The organism is Thiomicrorhabdus arctica DSM 13458, assembly GCF_000381085.1.
GTDB lineage: Bacteria > Pseudomonadota > Gammaproteobacteria > Thiomicrospirales > Thiomicrospiraceae > Thiomicrorhabdus > Thiomicrorhabdus arctica.
On record NZ_KB905899.1, the window covers coordinates 481745 to 503271 of the forward strand.

Sequence of the window (21527 nt, forward strand, 5' to 3'; positions counted from 1 at the left end):
ATGTTGAGTAAAGAACTACAAATGACATTGAGCAATGCATTTAGTGTTGCGCATGAGTATGAGCATGAATTCGTCACGTTAGAGCATCTTTTATTAGAGTTATTGGGTGTCCCTTTGGTTCAAGAAGTTATTGTTGCCTGTGGTGCTGAAATATCCGTGATTGAAGAGAGTCTTGAACGCTTTCTCGAGTCTGAGATGATCAGTCGTAAACCGGATGAACTACAGCCAACCATGAGTTTTCAGCGTGTGATTGAGCGAGCGATCTATCTGGTGCAGTCGAATGGCTACCCAGAGGTCACTCCCGTCCACGTACTGGCTTCTCTATATGCCGAACAAGATTCTCAAGCGGTTTATTTATTAGAAAGTAATGGCGTAGAGCGAGTAGATGTCTTGAGTTATTTGTCACACGGCGTCATTGCCTCAGAGGCAGATGACTTTTTATCATCCACCCCGGATGCTGGAGGGGGCGCAGAACTTGGTGAAGATTCAGAAGCTAAACAATCGCCTTTAGAGACTTATACAACGAATTTGAATGCCGAGGTAGAATTGGGTCGAATTGATCCGATTATCGGTCGTGAATGGGAATTGAATCGTACTTTAGAGATATTGAGTCGTCGTCGAAAAAATAATCCTTTATTAGTCGGTGAGCCAGGTGTAGGAAAAACGGCCGTTGCCGAAGGTTTAGCTTATCAAATTGTGCATAACCAAGTACCGGATCTGTTAAGCGATGCGGTAGTCTATAGTTTGGATATGGGGGCTTTATTAGCCGGTACGCGTTATCGCGGTGATTTTGAAAAACGTTTTAAAGCTTTGTTAAATGCATTAGAAACGCAGTCACATGCTATTTTGTTTATTGATGAAATTCATACGGTGATTGGAGCTGGTGCTGTACAAGGCGGCGCTATGGACGCTTCTAATTTGATGAAGCCTGCTTTGTCGTCCGGAAAAATTCGCTGCATGGGTGCCACAACTTATGAAGAGTTTAGAGGGGTGTTTGAGAAAGATCGTGCCCTGGCTCGTCGTTTTCAAAAGGTCGATGTCAAAGAACCATCCATTCAAGAAACCTTTGATATCCTCAAGGGTCTTAAAACCAAGTACGAAGAGCACCATCATGTTAAATATACTCTACCAGCTCTTAAAGAAGCCGTCGCACTGTCAGCACGTTATTTAACAGATAGACATCTGCCTGATAAAGCGATTGATGTGATTGATGAAGCAGGTGCTAAACAAGCATTGGCGATTGTCAGTAAGCGTAAAAAACAGATTGGCGTGCCTGAAATACAGCAGGTCATTGCCAGTATTGCACGTATCCCTGTCGCGCAGATTACTCAAAAAGAAAAAGATAAATTACATGATTTGGGCGATAACCTTAAACGGGTTGTTTTTGGCCAGGATTATGCGGTTGATCAATTAACGTCTGCAATTAGATTGTCACGTTCAGGATTGTCTGACCCTAATAAACCGACGGGTTCATTCCTGTTTTCAGGGCCGACAGGGGTCGGTAAAACCGAGCTGACACAACAGTTGGCCAAACACCTTGGTGTGGAAATGCTACGTTTTGATATGTCGGAATATATGGAGCGTCATACTGTGTCACGTTTGATTGGCGCGCCACCAGGTTATGTAGGTTATGACCAAGGTGGTTTATTAACCGAAGCGGTCAATAAGCATCCTCATGCAGTTGTCCTGTTGGATGAAATTGAAAAAGCCCATCCAGATGTGTTCAATATTTTATTGCAAGTCATGGATCACGGTACCTTAACGGATAATAATGGTCGCAAGGCGGACTTTAGAAATGTCATCTTAATTATGACCTCTAACGTGGGTGCAGAGCAGATGGCTCGCGCTAGTATGGGCTTCTCGGTACAAGATCATACGCTGGATTTTGATGCAGAGTTGAAAAAAGTATTTACCCCAGAGTTCCGTAACCGTTTAGATGGGGTGGTGCAATTTAATCGCCTCACTGCGGCTTCCATGGGCTCTGTCGTTAATAAGTTTATTTATGGACTAGAGAATGCATTAGCAGAGAAAAAAGTGACTTTAAAAGTCACTGATCGCGCGCGTTCTTGGCTGGCTAAAAATGGCTATGATCCTTTGATGGGTGCAAGACCTATGGCGCGCCTAATTCAAGAAAAGGTGAAGCAGCCTCTGGCCGATAAATTACTGTTTGGTGATTTACAGAAGGGCGGTGAAATTGTGGTGGATTGTGAAGAGGATGCCTTAATCTTTAATAAGGTGTAGTCACTTGTTTGCTCATAATTAACCACTAGATTGTTGTTAGCCCAGTCATGATTTATGACTGGGTTTTTTTATGCCTGTCGTGTAGATCACCGACCTAATAGCCATCCATGAAACAGCATGATTAAGGAAGTAACGATCTGTTTCTGTTAACTTGATTGACGGCTGGTGAATTGCTCTTTCGTTGCTAAATGAAATTCCTAATTAGGGTTCGGTGGTCCTTTTTTAAAGTGTGTATATAGACCCTTTTATAAGATAGAATGTAAGTATCTTAAGTGTGTTAAATAGGTTTTTTATGGGAAAAATATTTAAGGATAATCGACTGTCTTGTTTGTACATTATTGACGGTTCAGAGTTGATTGAAGAGCTCAAACTTCATTTAGCAGCACAATTTCAAGATTATAAAATTGCTAAGAGTGGGGCAGAGGCTGAAAAAATTTGTGTCATTGAACAGCCGCATATAATCTTATTTGGGACAAATCACCTTATCAATTCAAGTGAGATTTATCTGGATCTAATGGTCAAACATAAAGATTTAGAGTTTCATCGATCCATCCTTATGGTGAAAGCTGAAGATGCAGCAGAAGCTGCGAAGTTGTGCACTGATCGGGTATTTAATGATTATATTATTGTTAAGCCTTTATATGATAAAGAGGTGTTTAATTCAGTTATTCGCCGTTGTATAGAAGTGATTGCCGAGCATGGTAGCTTGGAAGAGTTATCAGATGTCGAGCTAGAGCTCAGAAATGTACAAATAAATGGTCTTGAAAACCATAAAACAGAAACTCTTTTACAGAATAAAACACGGACGACTCAACAACAGTTTAAAACTGAAATGTCCAGTGATATTGACGACTTCACAGGTAAAGTGATCCATGATCTTGATGATGGCAAAGATGCACAACACATAAAAAAGTCCATTACCAATCTCTCTGAAAAGCTGCACCACTCTCTCGAAAGAGGTGATAAGGATATGAACTCGGCACTGAGTGAGTGGGAAAAACTTTCTGCCATCACCCAGAAACAACTTAATTCAGGGTTATCCTCTGCGATTAAGGCCACAAAAGTACAAAGAACGATTCTTATTATTGAAGACGATGAGTTTTATTTAAATGTATTGGCAGCGGGTCTTGAAACAGAAGGATATTGTATTAAAAAAACGTTAACAGGTAAACTTGGCCTTGAAATGATTAATCAAATTCGTCCGGATTTGATTATTTTGGATTGGAACTTGCCAGATATCATGGGTTCTTTTGTTTTAAAAACCATTAAAAGTAGTATTAAATTTTGCCATATTCCCGTTATTGTCTTAACAGGACACAGTCAAGTTTCAATTATCAAAGAGGCTATGGCTTTAGGCGCTTCTGATTTTATCGTAAAACCTTCGGACAAAAAGCAGATGCTAAATAAAATTCAACAAGCTATTTTTGGTAAAAGCACCACTCATGCAGGGCCAGCCTAGTGTTAAGCAGAGTGTTTAAACGTAAGGAAAAAATCATAGCTTTTATCTTCTTTATTTCTATTGGTAGCGCATTAGCTTTAATTGAATATCAATTATTTACTACGGTCGAAGAAAAAACCGTTGAGTCTGAAGTTAGACAAAAATCAGATGTGAGAAAGTCGGTCATTATTAATGCGTTTCAGAATTAAATTATTGATTTAGGCACATTACTCGTACAGTTGAAACAGAAAAATGATTTAGTATTGGAAGATGAATTTAAACAATTTTTGCATCAAACACACTCTTACACTAAAGCATTGCAGGATGTTTTAATTTTAAATTATAAAGTGGAGCAGGATCATCCAAAAAATCAGGTAATGAGTGAAGGTCAATTGCAAGCACACTATTTTCATGAACATTTTTTTAATCGTGCCACGCCACTTAAAAAGGATGTCGGCCCCAGTAAATCTACAGATTATGAAAGAGCTCACAGTAAATGGTTTGAAAAGTTTAAAAACCCTGTTTTATTACAGAAATTACAGCTTGCTAAAGAAAGTGGAAAAATACAGTTTTATATAGAACATTTAACCCCTCCGATAACGTCAGATCAATCGAGTGTCTTCAAAGTTATTATGCCAATTTACTGGTCTCAAGATAATGAGTTTAAACAAGTTATTGACCCGGAAGATTTCACAGGTTTTGTGATTTTAACCGTAAATTTAGGCGAGTTGGTATTGGATGCTTTGAACAAGTATATTAAAACCCCAGGTGGCTTACATATTTTTATTTATGATCAAGACATTACACCCGAGAATCTTATTGCTTATCATGGTAGTCGAGCCGTCCCCGGGATAGCAGATACCGTCTTGGATGAAGCGATTTTAAGAAAAGAGTCCTTGTTGGAGTTTTCGGATGCGGAATACTTTGTTTCAGAGGTTCAGCTCTTTGAACAGAAATGGAAGTTTGTCTTTATTAATTCTGAAATGGGTTTTATTTCAAAACGAACATTTATTCCATTAATTGCCAGTGGTTTGACTCTTCTATTTACCTTGTTAATGACGGGTTATCTTGTATTTTCAATTCGTGCTAAAAATAAGTTGAAACAACAAGTAAAAGAACAGATTGATGTCGTTAAAGATAAAGAAGCTCGGGTTCGTGGAATTGTGGATACTGTTGCTGATGGAATTATAACGATTAGTAAAGATGGCATTATTGATTCAGTTAATCCAGCAGTTGAAATGCTATTTGGGTATCGATCAGAGGAAATGATAGGCCATAATATCAGCATGCTAATGCCATTATCTTATGAAGGAGCGGATCTTTTTTTGAAATATCAGGAGGAGTTGGCTAAGGAACAAAGCAGTGGTATTGAGAAGAGTGTAAATGGCCGACGCAAGGATGGCTCTATTTTTGCAATGGATTTAGTGGTTGGTAAAATGCGAATCTCTGGGAAAACCATGTTCACAGGCATTATTAAAGATATTACTAAACGCAAGTTGGCGGAAGAAGCTCTCCTAAAAGCGAAAAATTCTGCAGAGCTGGCCAATAGAGCAAAATCCGAATTTTTATCGAGTATGAGTCATGAGTTGAGAACACCCTTAAATGCTATTTTAGGGTATTCTCAAATGATTAAATATGACAAAAGTTTGCCTAAAAGTATCACTAACAATATTTCTGAAATACACCTAGCAGGAGAGCATCTGTTAAATCTAATTAACGATGTATTAGATTTAGCAACGATTGAGACTGGTAATATAGAGCTTCATCTAGAGTGGTGTAATATTGATACAGCCATCCGTCAAGCGAGTTCCTTAGTGAAACCCTTGGCGGATAAACATGGTATTTTATTGGAGTTTAATAACCGCGATTCAGAAAGATGTGTCTATGTTGATAAACGTCGTTTAAAACAAATAATTTTAAATCTGATCTCGAATGCTATTAAATATAACCGCAAAAATGGTTATATTGAAGTGTTCTGTGAAGTAGATGATTCAGAGATGCTTACTTTAGCAGTAAGAGACACTGGTTTAGGAATCTCTGAAGAACGTCAAAAACAATTATTTACACCCTTTAATCGTTTAGGAGCTGAGTCGAGTGACATTGAGGGCAGTGGAATAGGTTTAATCATCACCAAAAATCTGATAGAGGCAATGGGTGGGACGCTAGGTTTAGACACAAAGTTAGGGTTTGGATCGACCTTTAAGGTATCGTTTCTGTCTCAAAAATGCACTCTCAGTGAAACTAATTTACAGCCCAATGATAGCGTTATTGCAGAACATTTCTCTCAACAAGGCATTCATCAATTCAAGATTTTGGTGGCTGAAGATAATGAGATAAACCAACATGTTATAACCCAGCAATTAGCCATGCTTGGTTATAAGTCTACGGTGGCTGATGACGGCTTGGCAGCGTGGGAATTATATCACTCCGGGCATTATGATTTATTGCTAACAGACATGAACATGCCTAGGATGGATGGAAATACTTTAGTCAAAAAAATACGATTATGTGAACAGAACTCAACAGCTCACCTCCCGATCATTGCTATTTCAGCTGATGCTATGGACAACTCAAAAACAACCTCTCATGAAGCGGGTATTGATGATTATTTGGTCAAACCTGTAGACCTTAAAGATTTAGAGCAAAAGCTTAATTATTGGCTGAGTTTTCAGATGGACCCATCGGAAAAGGTTCAAGTATTAGATGATCAAATAGAGTTAACCTCTACCAAGAGTGAATTCAGTCAAGAAACTCCTTGTGTAAATATTAAAGCGTTACATGGATTGGTGGGCGACGATATCGAGCTTAACTGCAAAATTCTCCAAGATTTTAATGAGAAGACTCCTCCTCAAATTGTAGGTATTCATCAAGCTTTATTAGAAGGCGATTTTAAAAAAATTGCTGATATTGCGCATAAGTTGAAATCCTCTACGCGAACCATCGGTGCAATACCGTTGGCTGACATTGCTGATCAAGTCGAAAGTACTGCAAAACAAAGTGATGTCGAAACTCTTCAAGAGCTTGTGCCCTTGTTGGAGCCTAAATTGGGTGAGGTTATTGTGTTTATCAACGCCTATTGTCAGTGTGTTTCTGAGCCCAATTCAGTTGTCGATATTGATTTGAATGACTTTCCATTATCAAACTTGAATATCATGGTCATTGATGATGATTCATTCATATTAACGCTTTTTTCCAATTTCATGGAAGAGCTGCACATTTCAAAGAACTTTTTATCTGCTTCCGGTTCAGATGGATTAACCTATCTGTCACAGCAAACAGAAGCCGTTGATGTTATTTTTTGCGATTTAAATATGCCTGAGATGGATGGCATGGAAGTATTGAACCAACTGGCTTTACATGAGTTTCCAGGCGCTATTGTGCTAATCAGTGGGGAAGGTTTGAACGTTTTAGAAGCCGCCAGTCACTTAGCGAAGCAGCATAACCTTAATGTTATTGCAGAACTGGAAAAGCCGATAAATCTTCCGTCCATTGTCGATTGCTTAACGCAATTAGTATCTCCCACGAAGTCTGTTGCCGTCGAACCGGCGGATGAGATTACTTTTACCCGAGATGAAATTTTTGCCGCAATAAACGAAAATCAATTAGAGGTTCATTTTCAACCCAAAGTCTCAATGAGTAGCAAAGTGCCATTAGGTATGGAGGCTTTGGTGCGTTGGAATCACCCCAAAAATGGCTATATTAGTCCATCAATATTTATCCCAATGGTCGAAAAAGAAGGCTTAATTGGTGAACTTACTGAACAAGTTATTAAGCAGGCCTTTTTGTTTACTGGAGAGTTGATTCGGGAGGGGTATGCTCTAAAAGTTTCGGTTAACATTTCAACCTCTTGTTTAGCCGATTTGTCTTGGTATGATTTCTTGTTATTAGAAGCGGATGAAACACACCTCTTTATCGAAAATATTATTGTAGAAGTTAATGAAAGTTCAATCATGATGAATTCCGAAGTTGCATTGGCGGCTTTAACACGCATCACCCAACAAGGCATGGGGGTCTCTATTGATGGTTTCGGTATTGGATTCTCATCATTAAATAAGTTGCAAAACATTCCTTTTACAGAGTTGAAGTTGAATCATCGTTTCGTTCATAACTCAGATAAAGATGAGGAGTCCAGCAATGTTTTAACAGCAATCATTGAAATGGCAAAAAACCTAAATCTCAGTGTGGTTGCGGAAGGTGTTGAAACACCTGAAGAATGGCGTTTGGTCAGCGAATTAGGTTGTGATATGGCCCAAGGTTATTTAATTGCTAAACCAATGAATAAGTTGGATTTTCGAACTTGGCTATCGTCATGGATGGTGGATATTAAAGGTTCTTGAAATATATAAAATAATTAAAAAAGAGTAAATTATTCGTCGAGAACATTTCACTATATATGTTGATTATTAATGATTGGATGTGGGGATGTTTTTAGTGATCCATCCTTAATGTCATTTAGAATGATAGCCCGAACACCACTGAAATGGACATGGTGTCTTAAAAAATTCTAGATCAGTAGAATGTAGACGAGAAAAAAGTAGCGGGAATTTTTACATAGGAACCAAAGCTTACTGAAGCTTTAATTCCGGCAATGGAAAGCTTACCTGGCTAGGTAAGTCTTGAAAATGTCGATGGTTTGCATTGGTTATTTGATGGCCGTAAACGGGGTTAGTTGTTGATCAACCGTTGTGAACTCAATTAATCGACTATCTGGTAAACCCTTCTTAAACGGGACAGAGCGTTCACCTTGAATCAGTGGGCGTAAGTACTCTAAAGCGGCCTCTGTGACATCCATGCCATCTTCTGTTAAAAAGGCATCTGGTACCGTTTTTTCAAGATTGGCAACCACGTTTAAATCAACGGTTTTATAGCGCCATGTAAAGGGTTCTATACTTGTTAGTTCAATAATAGGCAAGACGCCATGTAACCCCTCTAATGCCGCTTTAACAGCTGCTTTTCCTGCACCATATGCCATCTGCCAGTCCACTTCAGAGACCAAATGGCTGGCAGAGCGTTGTAAATAGTCAGGGATGGCACAATGGGTTTTACGTTTAAAATGCTGAGCGACAATGTGCGATAAGGTGGTACCCGCGCCCCCTAATTGAATGTAGTCGCGTTCATGGGTGTGTTCGATACTGGCAATACTGATGTACTCGCCATTGGCTGTCTGTAAACCTTCTGAAACGGCACAGACACAGTATCCTTTTTCAGTAATCAGGGCTTCAACTTTTTGCAAAAAAGCGTCTTCATTAAAAGCTCGTTCAGCGGGCAGTATGATTAAGGGCACATCTGGAATAATATCTTTAATAAGAGCGGCAGAGAGGGTTAACCAGCCTGTGTTTCTGCCCATCGTCTCCATAATAAAGAATTTAGTGGAGGTTTCATGCATAGAGATGATGTCCTGCGTGGCTTCTAGAAAGCTCGTCGCAAGGTATTTTGCGGCACTGCCAAACCCAGGGCTACAGTGCGATAGATCCAAATCATTATCAATGGTTTTGGGAACACCGACACAGATGACCGGATGACCGTGTTGCCCACAGTAGTCAGCCACTTTTTGTGCGGTTACCATCGAGCCATTGCCACCATTGTATAAAAAATAGCCAATCTCATAGCGTTTAAAGACCTCCAAAACACGCTCATATTGTGCAGGGTTATGATCAAGTGGATCCAAATCAAAACGACAGGCTTTGAACGCTGCGCCAGGTTGGAATTTCAACTTTTCTAAAGTGGCTTGGGAGATGTCGCTTAAATCAACCAACTCTTCTTCTAATACGCCTTTGATACCGTTCAGTGCGGCATAGGTTTTGCCAAAAAAATCGGAATGTTGCTGAACCGTTTCAATGACGGCTGCCGCACTGGCATTGATGACCGCAGTGACACCGCCAGCTTGAGCATAGAGGACATTTTTTGCAGGTTGTTGTCCAGTCTTATGAGGCTTTTTTTGGGAAGAGGGTGCGTTACTATTATGGGCGTTCACTTTGGGAATCCTTGAGTTATCACTTGTGTCACTGGACATTTTAAGGGCATAACAAAATTAGCTCGTAAAAATACAAGTCAAAGGCATTTAAATTTATTTTTCTGGGATGAGCCTAATTTTATTCTGTTCTATATTAAGTGAGGTTAAACCTTTTTTAATTGATATTAAGTCTTTACCTATCAGTTGATTACGCCAACCTTTTAAGAAAGATTCCGCACTGTTTTCCAGGCGCAGTAGAGTGAGTATATCATTGCGATTGATTAAGGATGGTAGGTTTAAACGGTAGTCTATCGCCACTTGTTGAGCGTAGGCCATACACAGCTGTATGAATGCTTCTTCTTGCAGGGTTGGGCTGGCTACTTTAGGCGCAGGTTTTGGCCATTCATCCGGTGATTGCTGAAACACTTCATCAATTAATTCAACCCAGTGTGCTCCATGGACTTTCACTGAAGAAGATTTAATCTGCGGCACTTTGTAAAGTGCCTCCATCGTAATGGGAGGGCGTTTAGCAATATGCGTAATCACGTCATCATCCATAACCCATTTCTTCGGTTGGTTTTGTCTCATGGCAAAATTTTCGCGCCATGTTGCAAGGGTATTAACGATTGCCAATTGTTTGGCTTTAAAGGCCTTGATGCCTTTAACTTTTGCACCGGCATTTTCTGGATCTGGCGTATACAGTGTTTTATCTAATAGTGCGGCACAGTCTTGAGTAACCGCTTCAATTTCATCTGGGGTTAGAGATTTTAAACACTGTTCATAAAGTGGCGAAAGGTAACGGACATCATCTAAAGCATATTCAATCTGTTCAGGCGTCAAAGGGCGATGATGCCAATTAGTGCGTGTTTGGCTTTTATCGATAATGACGCCTAACTCTTCTTTAATGACGCGAGCGAATCCAGCCATTTCACCATGTTTTAAAAACAGCGCGGCGAGTTGAGTATCGAAAATAGAGACCGGCATTTTGTCTTCAAGTTGGTACAATACTTCGATGTCTTGGCGTGCGGAATGGAATACTTTAAGGGTGTTCGGATCGGTCAGTAACGCCGTCAAAGCACGCAGAGGGTTCGTTCCGCTGGTGACATCGGCTGATTGCGTGATCAATATTGGATCAATAATCGCCATTTGTCCCAAGCAGTCTTGAATTTGAACTAAACTAAGTTCAGCAAAATAGGTATCCACTCTGACAAATTCAGTGTCGATAGCCACCCAAGAAATATCAGGGTTATCGATAATTTGCTGACAATAGTGGTGCAGTTGGAATTCGGTTTCTACCGATATATAAGCATTCTTTTTCATAGTGAGAGAGTGTAAGAGAGTGACGTAAGTTGAGCAAGGATAATTGCGTGAAAGTAGAGAAAATTCATATATTAGGTATCGCAGGCACGTTTATGGGGGGAATTGCCCAAATTGCTAAAGCGATGGGCCACCAAGTATCTGGCTCAGATAAAGCCATTTATCCGCCGATGAGTAGTCAATTAGAGCAAGCGGGCATCGCCGTTTCTAATGATGATGACATCTCCTTTTTGAAAGATTCACCTGATTCGGTGGTCATTGGTAACGCCAAAAGTCGCGGGCATGTGGCCGTCGAGGCGACGCTTAATACACTGCAAGCTTATACCTCTGGTCCACAATGGTTAGCAGAGCATGTTTTGCATGATCGCTGGGTGGTTGCTGTGGCTGGAACCCATGGTAAGACGTCTACCGCATCCATGGTGGCCTGGTTACTGGAATATGCTAACTTAAATCCTGGTTTTCTGATTGGTGGCGTGCCAGAAAATTTTGGTGTGTCAGCACGTTTAGGCGATTCGCCTTTTTTTGTGGTCGAAGCGGATGAATATGACACGGCTTTCTTTGATAAACGCTCTAAATTTGTCCACTATCATCCAAGAACATGTGTGTTAAATAATCTAGAGTTTGACCATGCGGATATTTTTGATTCGGTTAAAGATATTCAAAAACAGTTTCATCACTTAGTGCGTACCGTGCCAGGCAATGGTTTGATTGTGATGCCAACTGATGAGCCTTATCTAGACGAAGTCATTGCTTTAGGATGTTGGACGCCAATCGAAAAACAAGGTTCTGCAGGCGAGTGGAGTTATAAACTTTATGCCCAAGACGGTTCAGAGTTTGAGGTGATGTATAAAGGTCATTGCCTAGGGCGTGTAAAATGGACTTTGACCGGATTGCATAATGTGCGTAATGCCCTGAGTGCCATTGCGGCCGCAGTGCATTGTGGTGTACTGGCACGTTTTGCGGTTGAGGGGTTGTCTGAATTTAAAGGTATTCGTCGCAGAATGACGTTGATTGGAGAAGTGAAGGGCATTAAAGTTTTTGATGACTTTGCCCATCATCCAACCGCGATTGAAACTACGTTGCAAGGGGCGAGAAAGCAGCTGCAACATGCCCAAACAAATCGGGCCAGCCCAAGTCGGTTAATTGCAGTATTTGAACCCCGTTCAAATACAATGCGAATGGGCATTCATAAAGCGACGTTGCCATTAGCTTTCAAAGAAGCCGATGTTGTTTATGCTTTTATTGATGACGATTGGAATTGGCCATTACCAATAGAAGAGTTTACACAAACCGTCATTGTGAAAAATAGCTATGAAGCTCTACTGGAACAGTTAGTGAATGATTTACAGACAGGAGATACCGTTGTGATTATGAGTAACGGCAGTTTTGGCGGAATTCATCAAAAACTGTTCGAAGCTTTAAAGGTGAGGTAACCGTTTTATGGTTTGGGTACTTTTGGAACTACTGATATTAGTGGTCATTGTGGGTTGGGTTGTTTGGATGATTCGACCTTCAAAAAAGTGATCTGTTTCTTATAAAATATCTTAAGACATAGATATATTATTGTAGATTAGGCGTTTCGACGGTGGCTTTGTTTATAAGTCTTTTAAGGAAAACTCTGAAATTTGAAGTGGTTTATCCGGTCGGTAAGCTTTAATGAGTCCATCTGACCAGCATTGAGCGCGTGTAGGAAGGCCATTTTTCAGATAGCTTTGTATTTGCCGTAATACAGCTTGTTGAAACTCTGGTGTTGGACCATCGCAATCGCCGTTTAGATTGTCGGCACTGAAGTGAAATTTAAATCCGGCTGAGCGTGAAAAAATCCATTCAAGTGCTTGAGGTTTAACTTCAACTTTTTCAAACTCAGTTTGCTGTTCTGCTGTTCGACCGTCTGGCTGATACCAATAGCCAAAATCCTCCAATAAACGTCTCTCCATGCCTGCGACACACCAATGACTAATCTCATGTAAGGCACTGGCAAAAAAGCCGTGTGCAAAGATAATTCGATGATGCGGGTGATTCTCATCGGCAGGCAAATAGAGCGGTTCACCTTTACCCCGTACCAGTTCAGTTTTATAGGTGTCCATAAAGGTCTGATTAAATAAACTGACAATGGTTTCGGCATTCTGTTGCATAAATGGTTGCATAAATTGCACTATCGATTTTCTGAGAAAGGGATAAAAGCCTCGTCAAACTGATGGAAAATTGGTTTGACCAGGCCTGGGCAGATTGTTTTGATTTTAAAGGGTCGCCATTACCTTACGTGCAGCGGCAATGGTATTATCAATATCGGCATCGGTATGCTGTGAAGAGACAAAACCGGCTTCATAAGCTGAGGGTGCAAGATAAACACCTTCGTCCAACATCCCATGATAGAAGGCTTTAAAGTGCTCCAAATTACCCTTAGCGACTTGGGAAAAACGGCTGATATTCTTCTCTTCCGAAAAGAATAACCCAAACATACCACCCACTTGATTGGTGGTGAAGGGAATGCCTAACTCATCTGCAACGGCTTGCATACCAGTCGTTAAACGCTTGGCTTTTGTATCTAGGTTTTCAAAGAATCCAGCTTGTTTAATCAGGTTTAAAGTCATTAAGCCAGCAGCCATTGCGATTGGATTACCCGATAAGGTTCCTGCTTGATAGACCGGTCCTAATGGGGCGATGTGTTGCATAATCTCACGCTTGCCACCGAAAGAGGCGAGCGGCATACCGCCACCAATGACTTTACCAAAGGTCGTCAGGTCAGGAGTAATGTTGTAAAGCCCCTGTGCGCCTTGCAGACCTGCACGGAAACCACACATAACTTCATCAAAAATCAGCACTGCACCACTTGCATCACAGACCTCACGAAGGGTTTCTAAAAAGCCAGGCTCTGGTGGGATACAGTTCATATTACCGGCAATCGGTTCAACAATAATACAGGCTATTTGTTCACCCACTTCAGCAAAGACTTTGCGCACTTCCTCAGCATCATTGTGCGTTAAAGTAAGTGTTAATTCAGCGAGGCTGTCTGGAACGCCTGGTGAAGAAGGCACACCTAATGTCAATGCCCCTGAACCCGCTTTGACTAATAAAGAGTCAGAGTGACCGTGATAACACCCTTCGAATTTAACAATTTTGTCCCGTCCGGTATAGCCTCGCGCCAACCGAATCGCTGTCATGGTGGCCTCAGTACCAGAACTCACCATACGAACCATGTCCATTGAAGGTATCAGTTCACAGACCAAATCCGCCATTTCCGTTTCAAGTGCTGTTGGTGCTCCGAAGCTTAAACCTTTTTCGGCTTGTTGTTGCACGGCTTTAACCACGTCTGGATGAGCGTGCCCTAAGATGGCTGGCCCCCAAGATGCGACATAATCGATATACACTTTATCATCCACATCGGTTAAATATGCGCCTTTAGCGGTTTTAAAGAAAACAGGATCTCCACCTACGCCTTTAAAAGCTCTAACAGGTGAGTTTACGCCACCTGGAATGTGTTGTTGTGCCGCTTCAAATAGGTCGTGAGATTTGCTCATGTGAATTCCTTTTAATCTGCAAGTTTGTTTAGGAGTGAAATAGTAAAACCGAATTATACCGTGAATTTGTTGTTAAATCATTGCCGAATCACCGCGGATTAAGGCCGGATTAAGGCCGGATTGAGTCTGAGGTCTTAGTGATAAGAATACAGATATGATTATTTAAAATTGTTGGCTGATAGCATGTGCCGCAGCTTTTATATCCGCTTGGCCAAAAACACCTTGAATGACCGCGAGGGAATCTACGCCTGCATCGATGAGTTGTTTGGCATTTATTTGGTTTATTCCGCCAATAGCGACAATGGGAATTCTGAGGTTTTTCTTGGCTTGAATTAAGGTTTGAATACCGGCTTGTGGTGCATTAGGTTTTGTCAACGAGGGGAAAAAACATCCAAATGCGACATAATCAGCACCCAAATTTTGCATCTGTTGAGCGCGTCGTAAATCATTGTAGCAAGTGACTCCTATAATGGCATCAGCGCCAAGAATATCACGTGCAGTTTTCATATCTTCGTCATTTTTACCAAGATGTACCCCATGTGCTTGAGATTGTTTTGCAAGTTGAATATCGTCATTAATAATCAACCAGGCCTGGTGATTTTCGCACAGAGTTTTCAGTTGCTTAGCTAAGCTGAGTTGTAGCTCATAAGCCGAGTGTTTATCACGGAACTGGACAATCCTCGCTCCGCCTTCTAATGCCAAGGAGACATCTGAGATTAACGTTTCTGGGGTTGAGCAACTCGGATCGGTAATGACGTATAGACCTTGAATGGTTTTATGCGTCAGGGGTAATGAGTAATCCATGAGTAAGGTGCTATCTTATTGTTTAAGGAGGACTGTATTAAAAAAACGAGAGTGAGCACATTATTGAGTACTCACCATCAATATGGTCGAAGGAGTCAGTGACTGAATTAAAGTTGTGGACTCATTTGTTTAATGCGCTTTGCGACTAGGTCGAAATGAACTTCACCAATCTGTTTGTAAACAATTTTACCGTTCGGTGCAATTAAGAAGCTGGTCGGGGTCAGTAAAATATTACCAAATGCCTTTGCGATCGCACCGTCTGTATCCATTTTAAAGATGAATGGGTAGGGGTTATTTTGAATGAAGCTTTGCACCTGACTCACAGGATCATAATTCATAGAAATAGCCACTAATTCAAAGCGATCGCCCAAGGCTAATTTCATTTTTGCCAACTCCGGCATCTCTTTAATGCAACCAGGACAAGAGGTTGCCCAGAAGTTCACTAGAATCGGTTTCATCGGCTTGCTGAGGTTAATGCTTTGACCTTGTTCCGTTTCAATCGTAATGTTAGGGCCCTTGCCTAAGCCATCTGCAAATACCGTAAAATAAAGTAAAGTGGCTAGTAGGCCAATGACTAATACCGCAAAGATTTTTCCACCAATATTTTGCATAATTCAGGGCTCTTCTTGTTTTGAAAAAAAATAAAAAAGGGTCATTTGTTCATGACCCTTTAAAAACGCTAACAGAGCTTGTTTGTAGCGTGGATTATTTAGCCGTTAGTGTTTCAACGCCATTGGCGGTTCCACATAGGAATATATCTGCGGGACGAGCAGCAAACAAACCATTTGTAACAACACCCACAATACTGTTTAATTCGTTTTCCATCGCAACAGGGTCAACTATCTCTAAGCGGTGAACGTCTAAAATTAGATTACCATTGTCCGTGGTGAATCCTTCGCGGAGAACGGGCTCACCGCGAAAACGCTTTACGATTTCACGCGCAACATAACTGCGTGCCATTGGAATGACTTCGACGGGCAATGGAAACTTACCTAAGACCGCGACTTTTTTGCTGTCATCCGCAATACAGACAAATTTTTTGGCGACGGCTAAAACAATCTTTTCACGGGTTAGAGCGCCACCGCCACCTTTAATTAGGTTTAGCCCAGCATCGGCTTCATCAGCCCCATCAATATAGACGGAAATTTCAGAAACTGAGTTTAAGTCTAATACGGGAATGCCATAACCGCGTAGGCGTTCAGCAGTGGCTTCAGAACTGGCCACGGCACCTTCGATTGAGCCTTTTATTTTCGCTAATTCGTCAATGAAAAAATTTGCTGTAGAGCCGGTTCCAACACCTATGATGGTATCAGGGACAACGTATTCGATTGCTGCTTGAGCCACTTTTTGTTTTAGTTCATCTTGTGTCATGCTTTAACTCTCTATGTAGTTTGTATGGTTTAGCCAGTAATTTTAATCAAAAAGACATCACTTGTATAGTTACAACTGCGTAACAGCAAAAACCAGGCTGAACATTTTAGCAAAATCACCAGGCCTGGTTTGTTTCAAAAATCCTTTAGATATCCTAAATGGATTTTGTCTGCATTTGGTGATTATTTAGGTGCGACAGGTGGCGCTTGTACCCTTGGTTTTTCAGGGACTAAAGCTGGAGGCATAACGCCTTCTTTACGTTCTAGAATTGCTGTGATCATGCCTGATTGAGTGGTGATATATAAATCATCATAAACATGGACCGTTTTAAAGGTTAAAGGCCTAATCTGGCGTGACTTCTCGGCTAACGGCTTACCTTTTGACATATACATGCCACACATGGTCATACTGTTAGAAACTTTATGCAAAGGAGCCAGTTTGTGATCTTGCTCACTGAGTTGTGAGCGTAAGTCCAATTCTTTGATATGGTTTTGACGTTGCTCTTCTGTTTTTAAGTCATGGTAATCAACACAAAGGTTTAGGGTGTCTACTTTTGATAGTTCACCTTGACGTTCAATGATTCTTTTTCCAGCTGGGGTACTTGGAGTACTGTGCGAGCCTGGCGGCATTGAATAACTGGGAGTCGAGACTAGCGTCCCGAAAATTAAGCCGAATGCGATCGTTGTTTTTTTCATGTTTTAAATCTCTGTTTTAAATTGTGTGCGACATTCTAGCGCATTTGAACAAAAAATTCTGCCATGCTATTTTTGCGGATAACCGAGTGCTTGGTAAAAGGCAAAACTTAGTGCATGTGACCCGACATGTCATGCTTCATTTTATGATCCATGCCATTATTCATATTGCCCATCCTGTTTTTAACAGATTTTACAGGCATATCGACTTGTTTTGTACTGCCATCTTCAAACTGGAGTTGGACACTCACAGTTTGGCCCACTTTAAGGAGCGTGACGGGATTAATCAGCATGATGTGAAAACCACCTGGGTTTAAAACCGTTTGACCATTGGCTGGAATTTCAATAAATTCGACTTTACGCATTCGCATGACACCATTGTCATTCGTATGGACATGTAGCTCTACAATTTTAGAGGCTTCTGATGTGGCCTGTACGAGTTTAATCGCTTGGTCACTCATATTATCCAATGTCATAAAGCTAGCGCTTGCTGGTGCACCAGGAGGGACTTCGCGTGCAAATGGATCACTTACAGAGATGTCATCTGCTTGAGTTGCCATGGCTTGAAAAGAGCTGATTGAAGTTAATAAGCCTAGGGAAAAAGCGGTGAGTGTTTTTTTCATGTTTTTGTCCTTTAATTCTTTAAAAAGTCTTCATTCGAATAATGCATCAGGTTTTTTGATGATCATGAGTGACTCTGATAGTGTCGAATCGTTTTAATCAACTGCTTGGGGCTGGTAGCATGCGGCAGTTGGGTTTGCAATTGCCCTTTTTGATCGACAACATAGGTAAAAGCTGAATGGTCGACGGCATAATTTTTACTATTATCATGTGTGTCCACTTTGGCGTAAATGACCCCATAGCGTTTGGCTATTTCAGCAATCGTTCCAGGTTTGCCTGTTAAACCAACTATGTTTGCTTCAAAGTAATTTGCATACTTTTGTAGGCGGGCAGGGGTGTCACGAGCAGGATCCACTGAGATAAATAAAATCTGTAAATTGTCTTTTTCAGTTTGAGTTAGTCCTTGATAAGCCATGGATAAATTCCCCAAGTCGGTTGGGCAAATATCAGGGCAGAAGGTGTAACCAAAATAGATAAGCACTAACTTACCTTTATAATCACTTAAGCGGTGTTGACCTTCAGAAGAGGTCAGCTGAAAGTCTCCCCCACTGGGTTTTTCATTAATAATGAGTTGGGAAGAAGTGCCACTTTGCATATTGAAGGGCGGTGATAATATGAATGCAGTTCCAAGTATGATGCCGAGAGAGATCGCTAAAATAATAGGTTTTGAATTCATTCAATGTGTCTCATGTAAAGGGCTTTAAGGTGAGAAGCACCTAACATGGAATAGTTTACAGTAAGTTAGGTGACACAATGCTTGAGAAAGTTTTGAAATTTTCGGTTTGAAAGAAATTGTTAACATGTCACATTGAATAGCACCCAGACGTAACAATCAGATGTATTTTCTTAAATGGAGATGGCTTTAGTCATTAGTCAGTCTTTTAGGCTTGAGTAAGCACTAAAGTATAAATTAAGCTCCACACTCTTGTCTCTGCCTATAATCCATAAATGATCGCGCCCTTATTTAGGCAGAGTAGATCATGCCCGTTGTGTTTACTTTGTCAGTTGGAAGGCCATATTAGTTTTTTAAACTAAAATTGTTAACCATGCCGTAACAGTATCAAACGATCCTGTGAAGTTTAATTCCATTCTTGCGAGAGGTTGATACCAAGCGGATGGATGTAAGAACGAAGGAAAGTCAGGGTCGTTGAGTGTTATAATTGTAAATTATTATTGATTACGTTCTAACCTTTCCTCCACTGCTCGCAATGGATAGCCATCATTTATAGGATCAGGAATGCCAGAAGAAATATTACGCCGTGTTTTAACAGCACCGGTATACGACGTGGCCTCTGAAACAGCACTTGAATTAGCACCATTGCTTTCTAAAAGATTGCAAAACCAAGTGTGGTTAAAAAGAGAAGATTTACAGCCGGTATTTTCATTCAAAATACGGGGTGCATACAACCGTATGGTGCATTTGAGCGAATCTGAGCGTAAAGCAGGTGTGATAACAGCTTCGGCAGGAAATCACGCGCAGGGTGTGGCACTTTCCGCAAATAAAATGGGGATTGATGCCACTATTGTCATGCCACGAACGACGCCGCCTATAAAAGTCAATGCAGTGAGACGTTTGGGTGGAAATGTCGTGCTTGAAGGCGACTCATTCGATGAAGCTTCACGTTTTGCCAAAGCGCTTGAAGTCGAAAAAAAGTTAACCTATATTCACCCATATGATGATTTGGATGTTATTGCGGGTCAAGGTACTATCGCTTTGGAAATATTACGTCAACACAGTAAACCATTTGACGTAATCTTCATTCCTGTTGGGGGAGGTGGGCTTATTTCTGGCATTGCTTCTGTGATCAAACAGGTCTCGCCCAGCACCCGTATTATTGGAATCGAACCCGAAGATGCTGCATCTATGACTGAGGCTTTAAAAGCCGGAGAGCGTATCGTACTTGATCAAGTAGGCATTTTTGCTGATGGTGTTGCGGTGGCTCAAGTGGGTGAAATTCCGTTCAGAATTGCACAGACTTGTGTGGATGAAATGTTCACAGTGACCACCGATGAGATTTGTGCGGCGGTGAAAGATATTTTTGAAGATACACGTGCTATTGCTGAACCGGCTGGAGCATTATCAGTCGCAGGTATGAAAAAGTTTGTCGACAAATACGCTGTTTCTGGTTTAGATATGGCCTGTGTTGTCAGTGGCGCGAACATGAACTTCGATCGCCTGCGCCATGTTTCAGAAAGAACCGAAATTGGTGAAAAGCGTGAAGCTCTTTTTGCGGTGACGATTCGGGAAACCCCAGGCAGTTTTAAAAAGTTTTGTGAGCTATTAGGCAACCGCCGTTCTATTACCGAATTTAACTACCGCTATTCTGATAGCAAACAAGCTGTGGTGTTTGTTGGTGTTAGAACAGAAGGTGGACACGCCGAAAAACAAGCAATTCTTAATAGTTTGCACCAACATACCTACCCCGTTCAGGATATGAGTGATAACGAGATGGCTAAGCTGCATTTACGTTATATGGTCGGTGGACACGCTAAAGGGGTTAATAATGAGTTGCTGTACCGTTTTGAGTTCCCTGAACGTCCGGGCGCATTATTGAAATTTTTAATTAATATGAGTGAAGAGTGGAATATTAGTCTATTTCACTATCGTAACCACGGTGCCGCCTATGGCCGTGTTTTGATAGGCGTCCAGGTCCCTCCAGAGCAACAAGCAGACTTTGAAATTTATCTTAAAAGTCTGGGTTATCCATTTGTGAATGAACAAGAAAATCCAGGTTATCAACTGTTTTTAAGACCGACTCATTAAAGAGGGTGGGTCTACTTCAATGCCTTCTGATTCAACTTTTTTATTCAACTCGTTGCTTAAATGGAGCATTATCTGGAGTATTTCGTTTATCGTCTTATTGTGGCGAATGTTCGATTTTATCGATGAAGCTTTGCATGAAGGGTTTCGTTCAACTCGCGCTGGATTGACGATGTTTAATGATCAAGCAGCTGTCTTTCAGTTATTGATTATTATTAGTTTTTTAGCGATCGTCTGGATAGCAACCAGTAAGATAATCCACCTCATTACACTTTTTCGATCACCTTCTAAATGAACTCGTTTAGACTCAAAGGGGCGCTTAGCTGTCATCAGCAGTCCAACGAGGAAAACTAACAATGCTTAAAATTACGCAAAATGTTTCGATAGCCGATGAAGAAATTGAACTCATCGCCATCCGTGCCCAAGGGGCAGGAGGGCAGAACGTCAATAAGGTTTCTTCAGCGATTCATTTACGCTTTGATATTGTTACCTCCTCTTTACCAGAGGTTTATAAAGAGCGACTACTCGCTTTAAATGATAAGCGGGTGACTAAAGAGGGCATTATTGTTATTAAGGCTCAGCAACACCGTACCCAAGAGAAGAACCGTACGGATGCACTTGTTCGATTACAAGAGTTGGTAAAATCCATTACTGTTGTGCAGAAGATCAGACGGCCGACGAAACCGACAAGAGGCTCACAAAGAAGACGTATGGACAGTAAGACAAAACAGAGCAAAACGAAAGCGTTGCGAGGCAAGGTGGTTGATTAGTATTGATAGAGATACTCAGAGGACTATGTCACCAGGCC

At 41.1% G+C, this 21527-nt stretch carries 17 protein-coding genes; 7 read left to right on the forward strand and 10 right to left on the reverse strand.

What is annotated here, in order from left to right:
* The 3 genes from clpA to F612_RS12830 all read left to right on the forward strand — a co-directional run bounded on the left by clpA (position 1) and on the right by F612_RS12830 (position 8016).
* Positions 1-2241, forward strand: coding sequence for an ATP-dependent Clp protease ATP-binding subunit ClpA (clpA, locus tag F612_RS0102195; protein WP_019556110.1), 2241 nt, complete (start codon positions 1-3; stop codon positions 2239-2241).
* 292 nt (positions 2242-2533) lie between these two features.
* The gene (locus tag F612_RS0102200) at positions 2534-3700 is read left to right on the forward strand and encodes a response regulator (RefSeq protein WP_019556111.1); all 1167 of its coding nucleotides are present in this window, start codon (positions 2534-2536) and stop codon (positions 3698-3700) included.
* 218 nt (positions 3701-3918) lie between these two features.
* Positions 3919-8016, forward strand: a complete 4098-nt coding sequence (locus F612_RS12830) for an EAL domain-containing protein (protein WP_019556113.1) — start codon at positions 3919-3921, stop codon at positions 8014-8016.
* 305 nt (positions 8017-8321) lie between these two features.
* Here the strand turns inward: F612_RS12830 and F612_RS0102215 are convergent, their stop codons facing one another.
* The gene (locus tag F612_RS0102215) at positions 8322-9653 is read right to left on the reverse strand and encodes a 6-phosphofructokinase (RefSeq protein ID WP_019556114.1); all 1332 of its coding nucleotides are present in this window, start codon (positions 9651-9653) and stop codon (positions 8322-8324) included.
* 93 nt (positions 9654-9746) lie between these two features.
* Positions 9747-10952 (reverse strand): ribonuclease D, encoded by a 1206-nt coding sequence (locus F612_RS0102220; RefSeq protein ID WP_019556115.1) that lies wholly within the window; start codon positions 10950-10952, stop codon positions 9747-9749.
* 47 nt (positions 10953-10999) lie between these two features.
* Here F612_RS0102220 and mpl point away from each other — a divergent pair, with 47 nt between their 5' ends.
* Positions 11000-12382, forward strand: a complete 1383-nt coding sequence (mpl, locus tag F612_RS0102225) for a UDP-N-acetylmuramate:L-alanyl-gamma-D-glutamyl-meso-diaminopimelate ligase (protein ID WP_019556116.1) — start codon at positions 11000-11002, stop codon at positions 12380-12382.
* A 162-nt stretch (positions 12383-12544) separates the two neighbouring features.
* On the opposite strand, the gene F612_RS0102230 is transcribed toward mpl, so the two are convergent.
* From F612_RS0102230 to F612_RS0102265, 8 genes are all read right to left on the reverse strand, one after another.
* Positions 12545-13096, reverse strand: coding sequence for an elongation factor P hydroxylase (locus F612_RS0102230; protein WP_019556117.1), 552 nt, complete (start codon positions 13094-13096; stop codon positions 12545-12547).
* Between the two features lie 93 nt (positions 13097-13189).
* Positions 13190-14470, reverse strand: coding sequence for a glutamate-1-semialdehyde 2,1-aminomutase (hemL, locus tag F612_RS0102235; protein ID WP_019556118.1), 1281 nt, complete (start codon positions 14468-14470; stop codon positions 13190-13192).
* Positions 14471-14632: 162 nt separating this feature from the next.
* Complete coding sequence (thiE, locus tag F612_RS0102240) at positions 14633-15274, reverse strand: thiamine phosphate synthase (protein WP_019556119.1); 642 nt, start codon at positions 15272-15274, stop codon at positions 14633-14635.
* Between the two features lie 107 nt (positions 15275-15381).
* On the reverse strand, positions 15382-15885 hold the full coding sequence (locus F612_RS0102245) for a peroxiredoxin family protein (protein ID WP_019556120.1): 504 nt from the start codon (positions 15883-15885) through the stop codon (positions 15382-15384).
* A 94-nt stretch (positions 15886-15979) separates the two neighbouring features.
* Positions 15980-16645, reverse strand: coding sequence for a ribose-5-phosphate isomerase RpiA (rpiA, locus tag F612_RS0102250; RefSeq protein ID WP_019556121.1), 666 nt, complete (start codon positions 16643-16645; stop codon positions 15980-15982).
* A 182-nt stretch (positions 16646-16827) separates the two neighbouring features.
* Positions 16828-17340, reverse strand: coding sequence for a hypothetical protein (locus F612_RS0102255; protein WP_019556122.1), 513 nt, complete (start codon positions 17338-17340; stop codon positions 16828-16830).
* A gap of 107 nt (positions 17341-17447) precedes the next feature.
* The gene (locus tag F612_RS0102260; RefSeq protein WP_019556123.1) at positions 17448-17960 is read right to left on the reverse strand and encodes a copper chaperone PCu(A)C; all 513 of its coding nucleotides are present in this window, start codon (positions 17958-17960) and stop codon (positions 17448-17450) included.
* Positions 17961-18022: 62 nt separating this feature from the next.
* Positions 18023-18634 (reverse strand): SCO family protein, encoded by a 612-nt coding sequence (locus F612_RS0102265; protein WP_019556124.1) that lies wholly within the window; start codon positions 18632-18634, stop codon positions 18023-18025.
* A gap of 561 nt (positions 18635-19195) precedes the next feature.
* Here F612_RS0102265 and ilvA point away from each other — a divergent pair.
* The 3 genes from ilvA to arfB all read left to right on the forward strand — a co-directional run bounded on the left by ilvA (position 19196) and on the right by arfB (position 21489).
* On the forward strand, positions 19196-20722 hold the full coding sequence (ilvA, locus tag F612_RS0102270; RefSeq protein ID WP_019556125.1) for a threonine ammonia-lyase, biosynthetic: 1527 nt from the start codon (positions 19196-19198) through the stop codon (positions 20720-20722).
* Positions 20723-20741: 19 nt separating this feature from the next.
* Complete coding sequence (locus F612_RS0102275) at positions 20742-21014, forward strand: hypothetical protein (RefSeq protein ID WP_019556126.1); 273 nt, start codon at positions 20742-20744, stop codon at positions 21012-21014.
* A gap of 61 nt (positions 21015-21075) precedes the next feature.
* Complete coding sequence (gene arfB / locus F612_RS0102280) at positions 21076-21489, forward strand: alternative ribosome rescue aminoacyl-tRNA hydrolase ArfB (RefSeq protein ID WP_019556127.1); 414 nt, start codon at positions 21076-21078, stop codon at positions 21487-21489.
* Positions 21490-21527 lie beyond the last annotated feature (38 nt).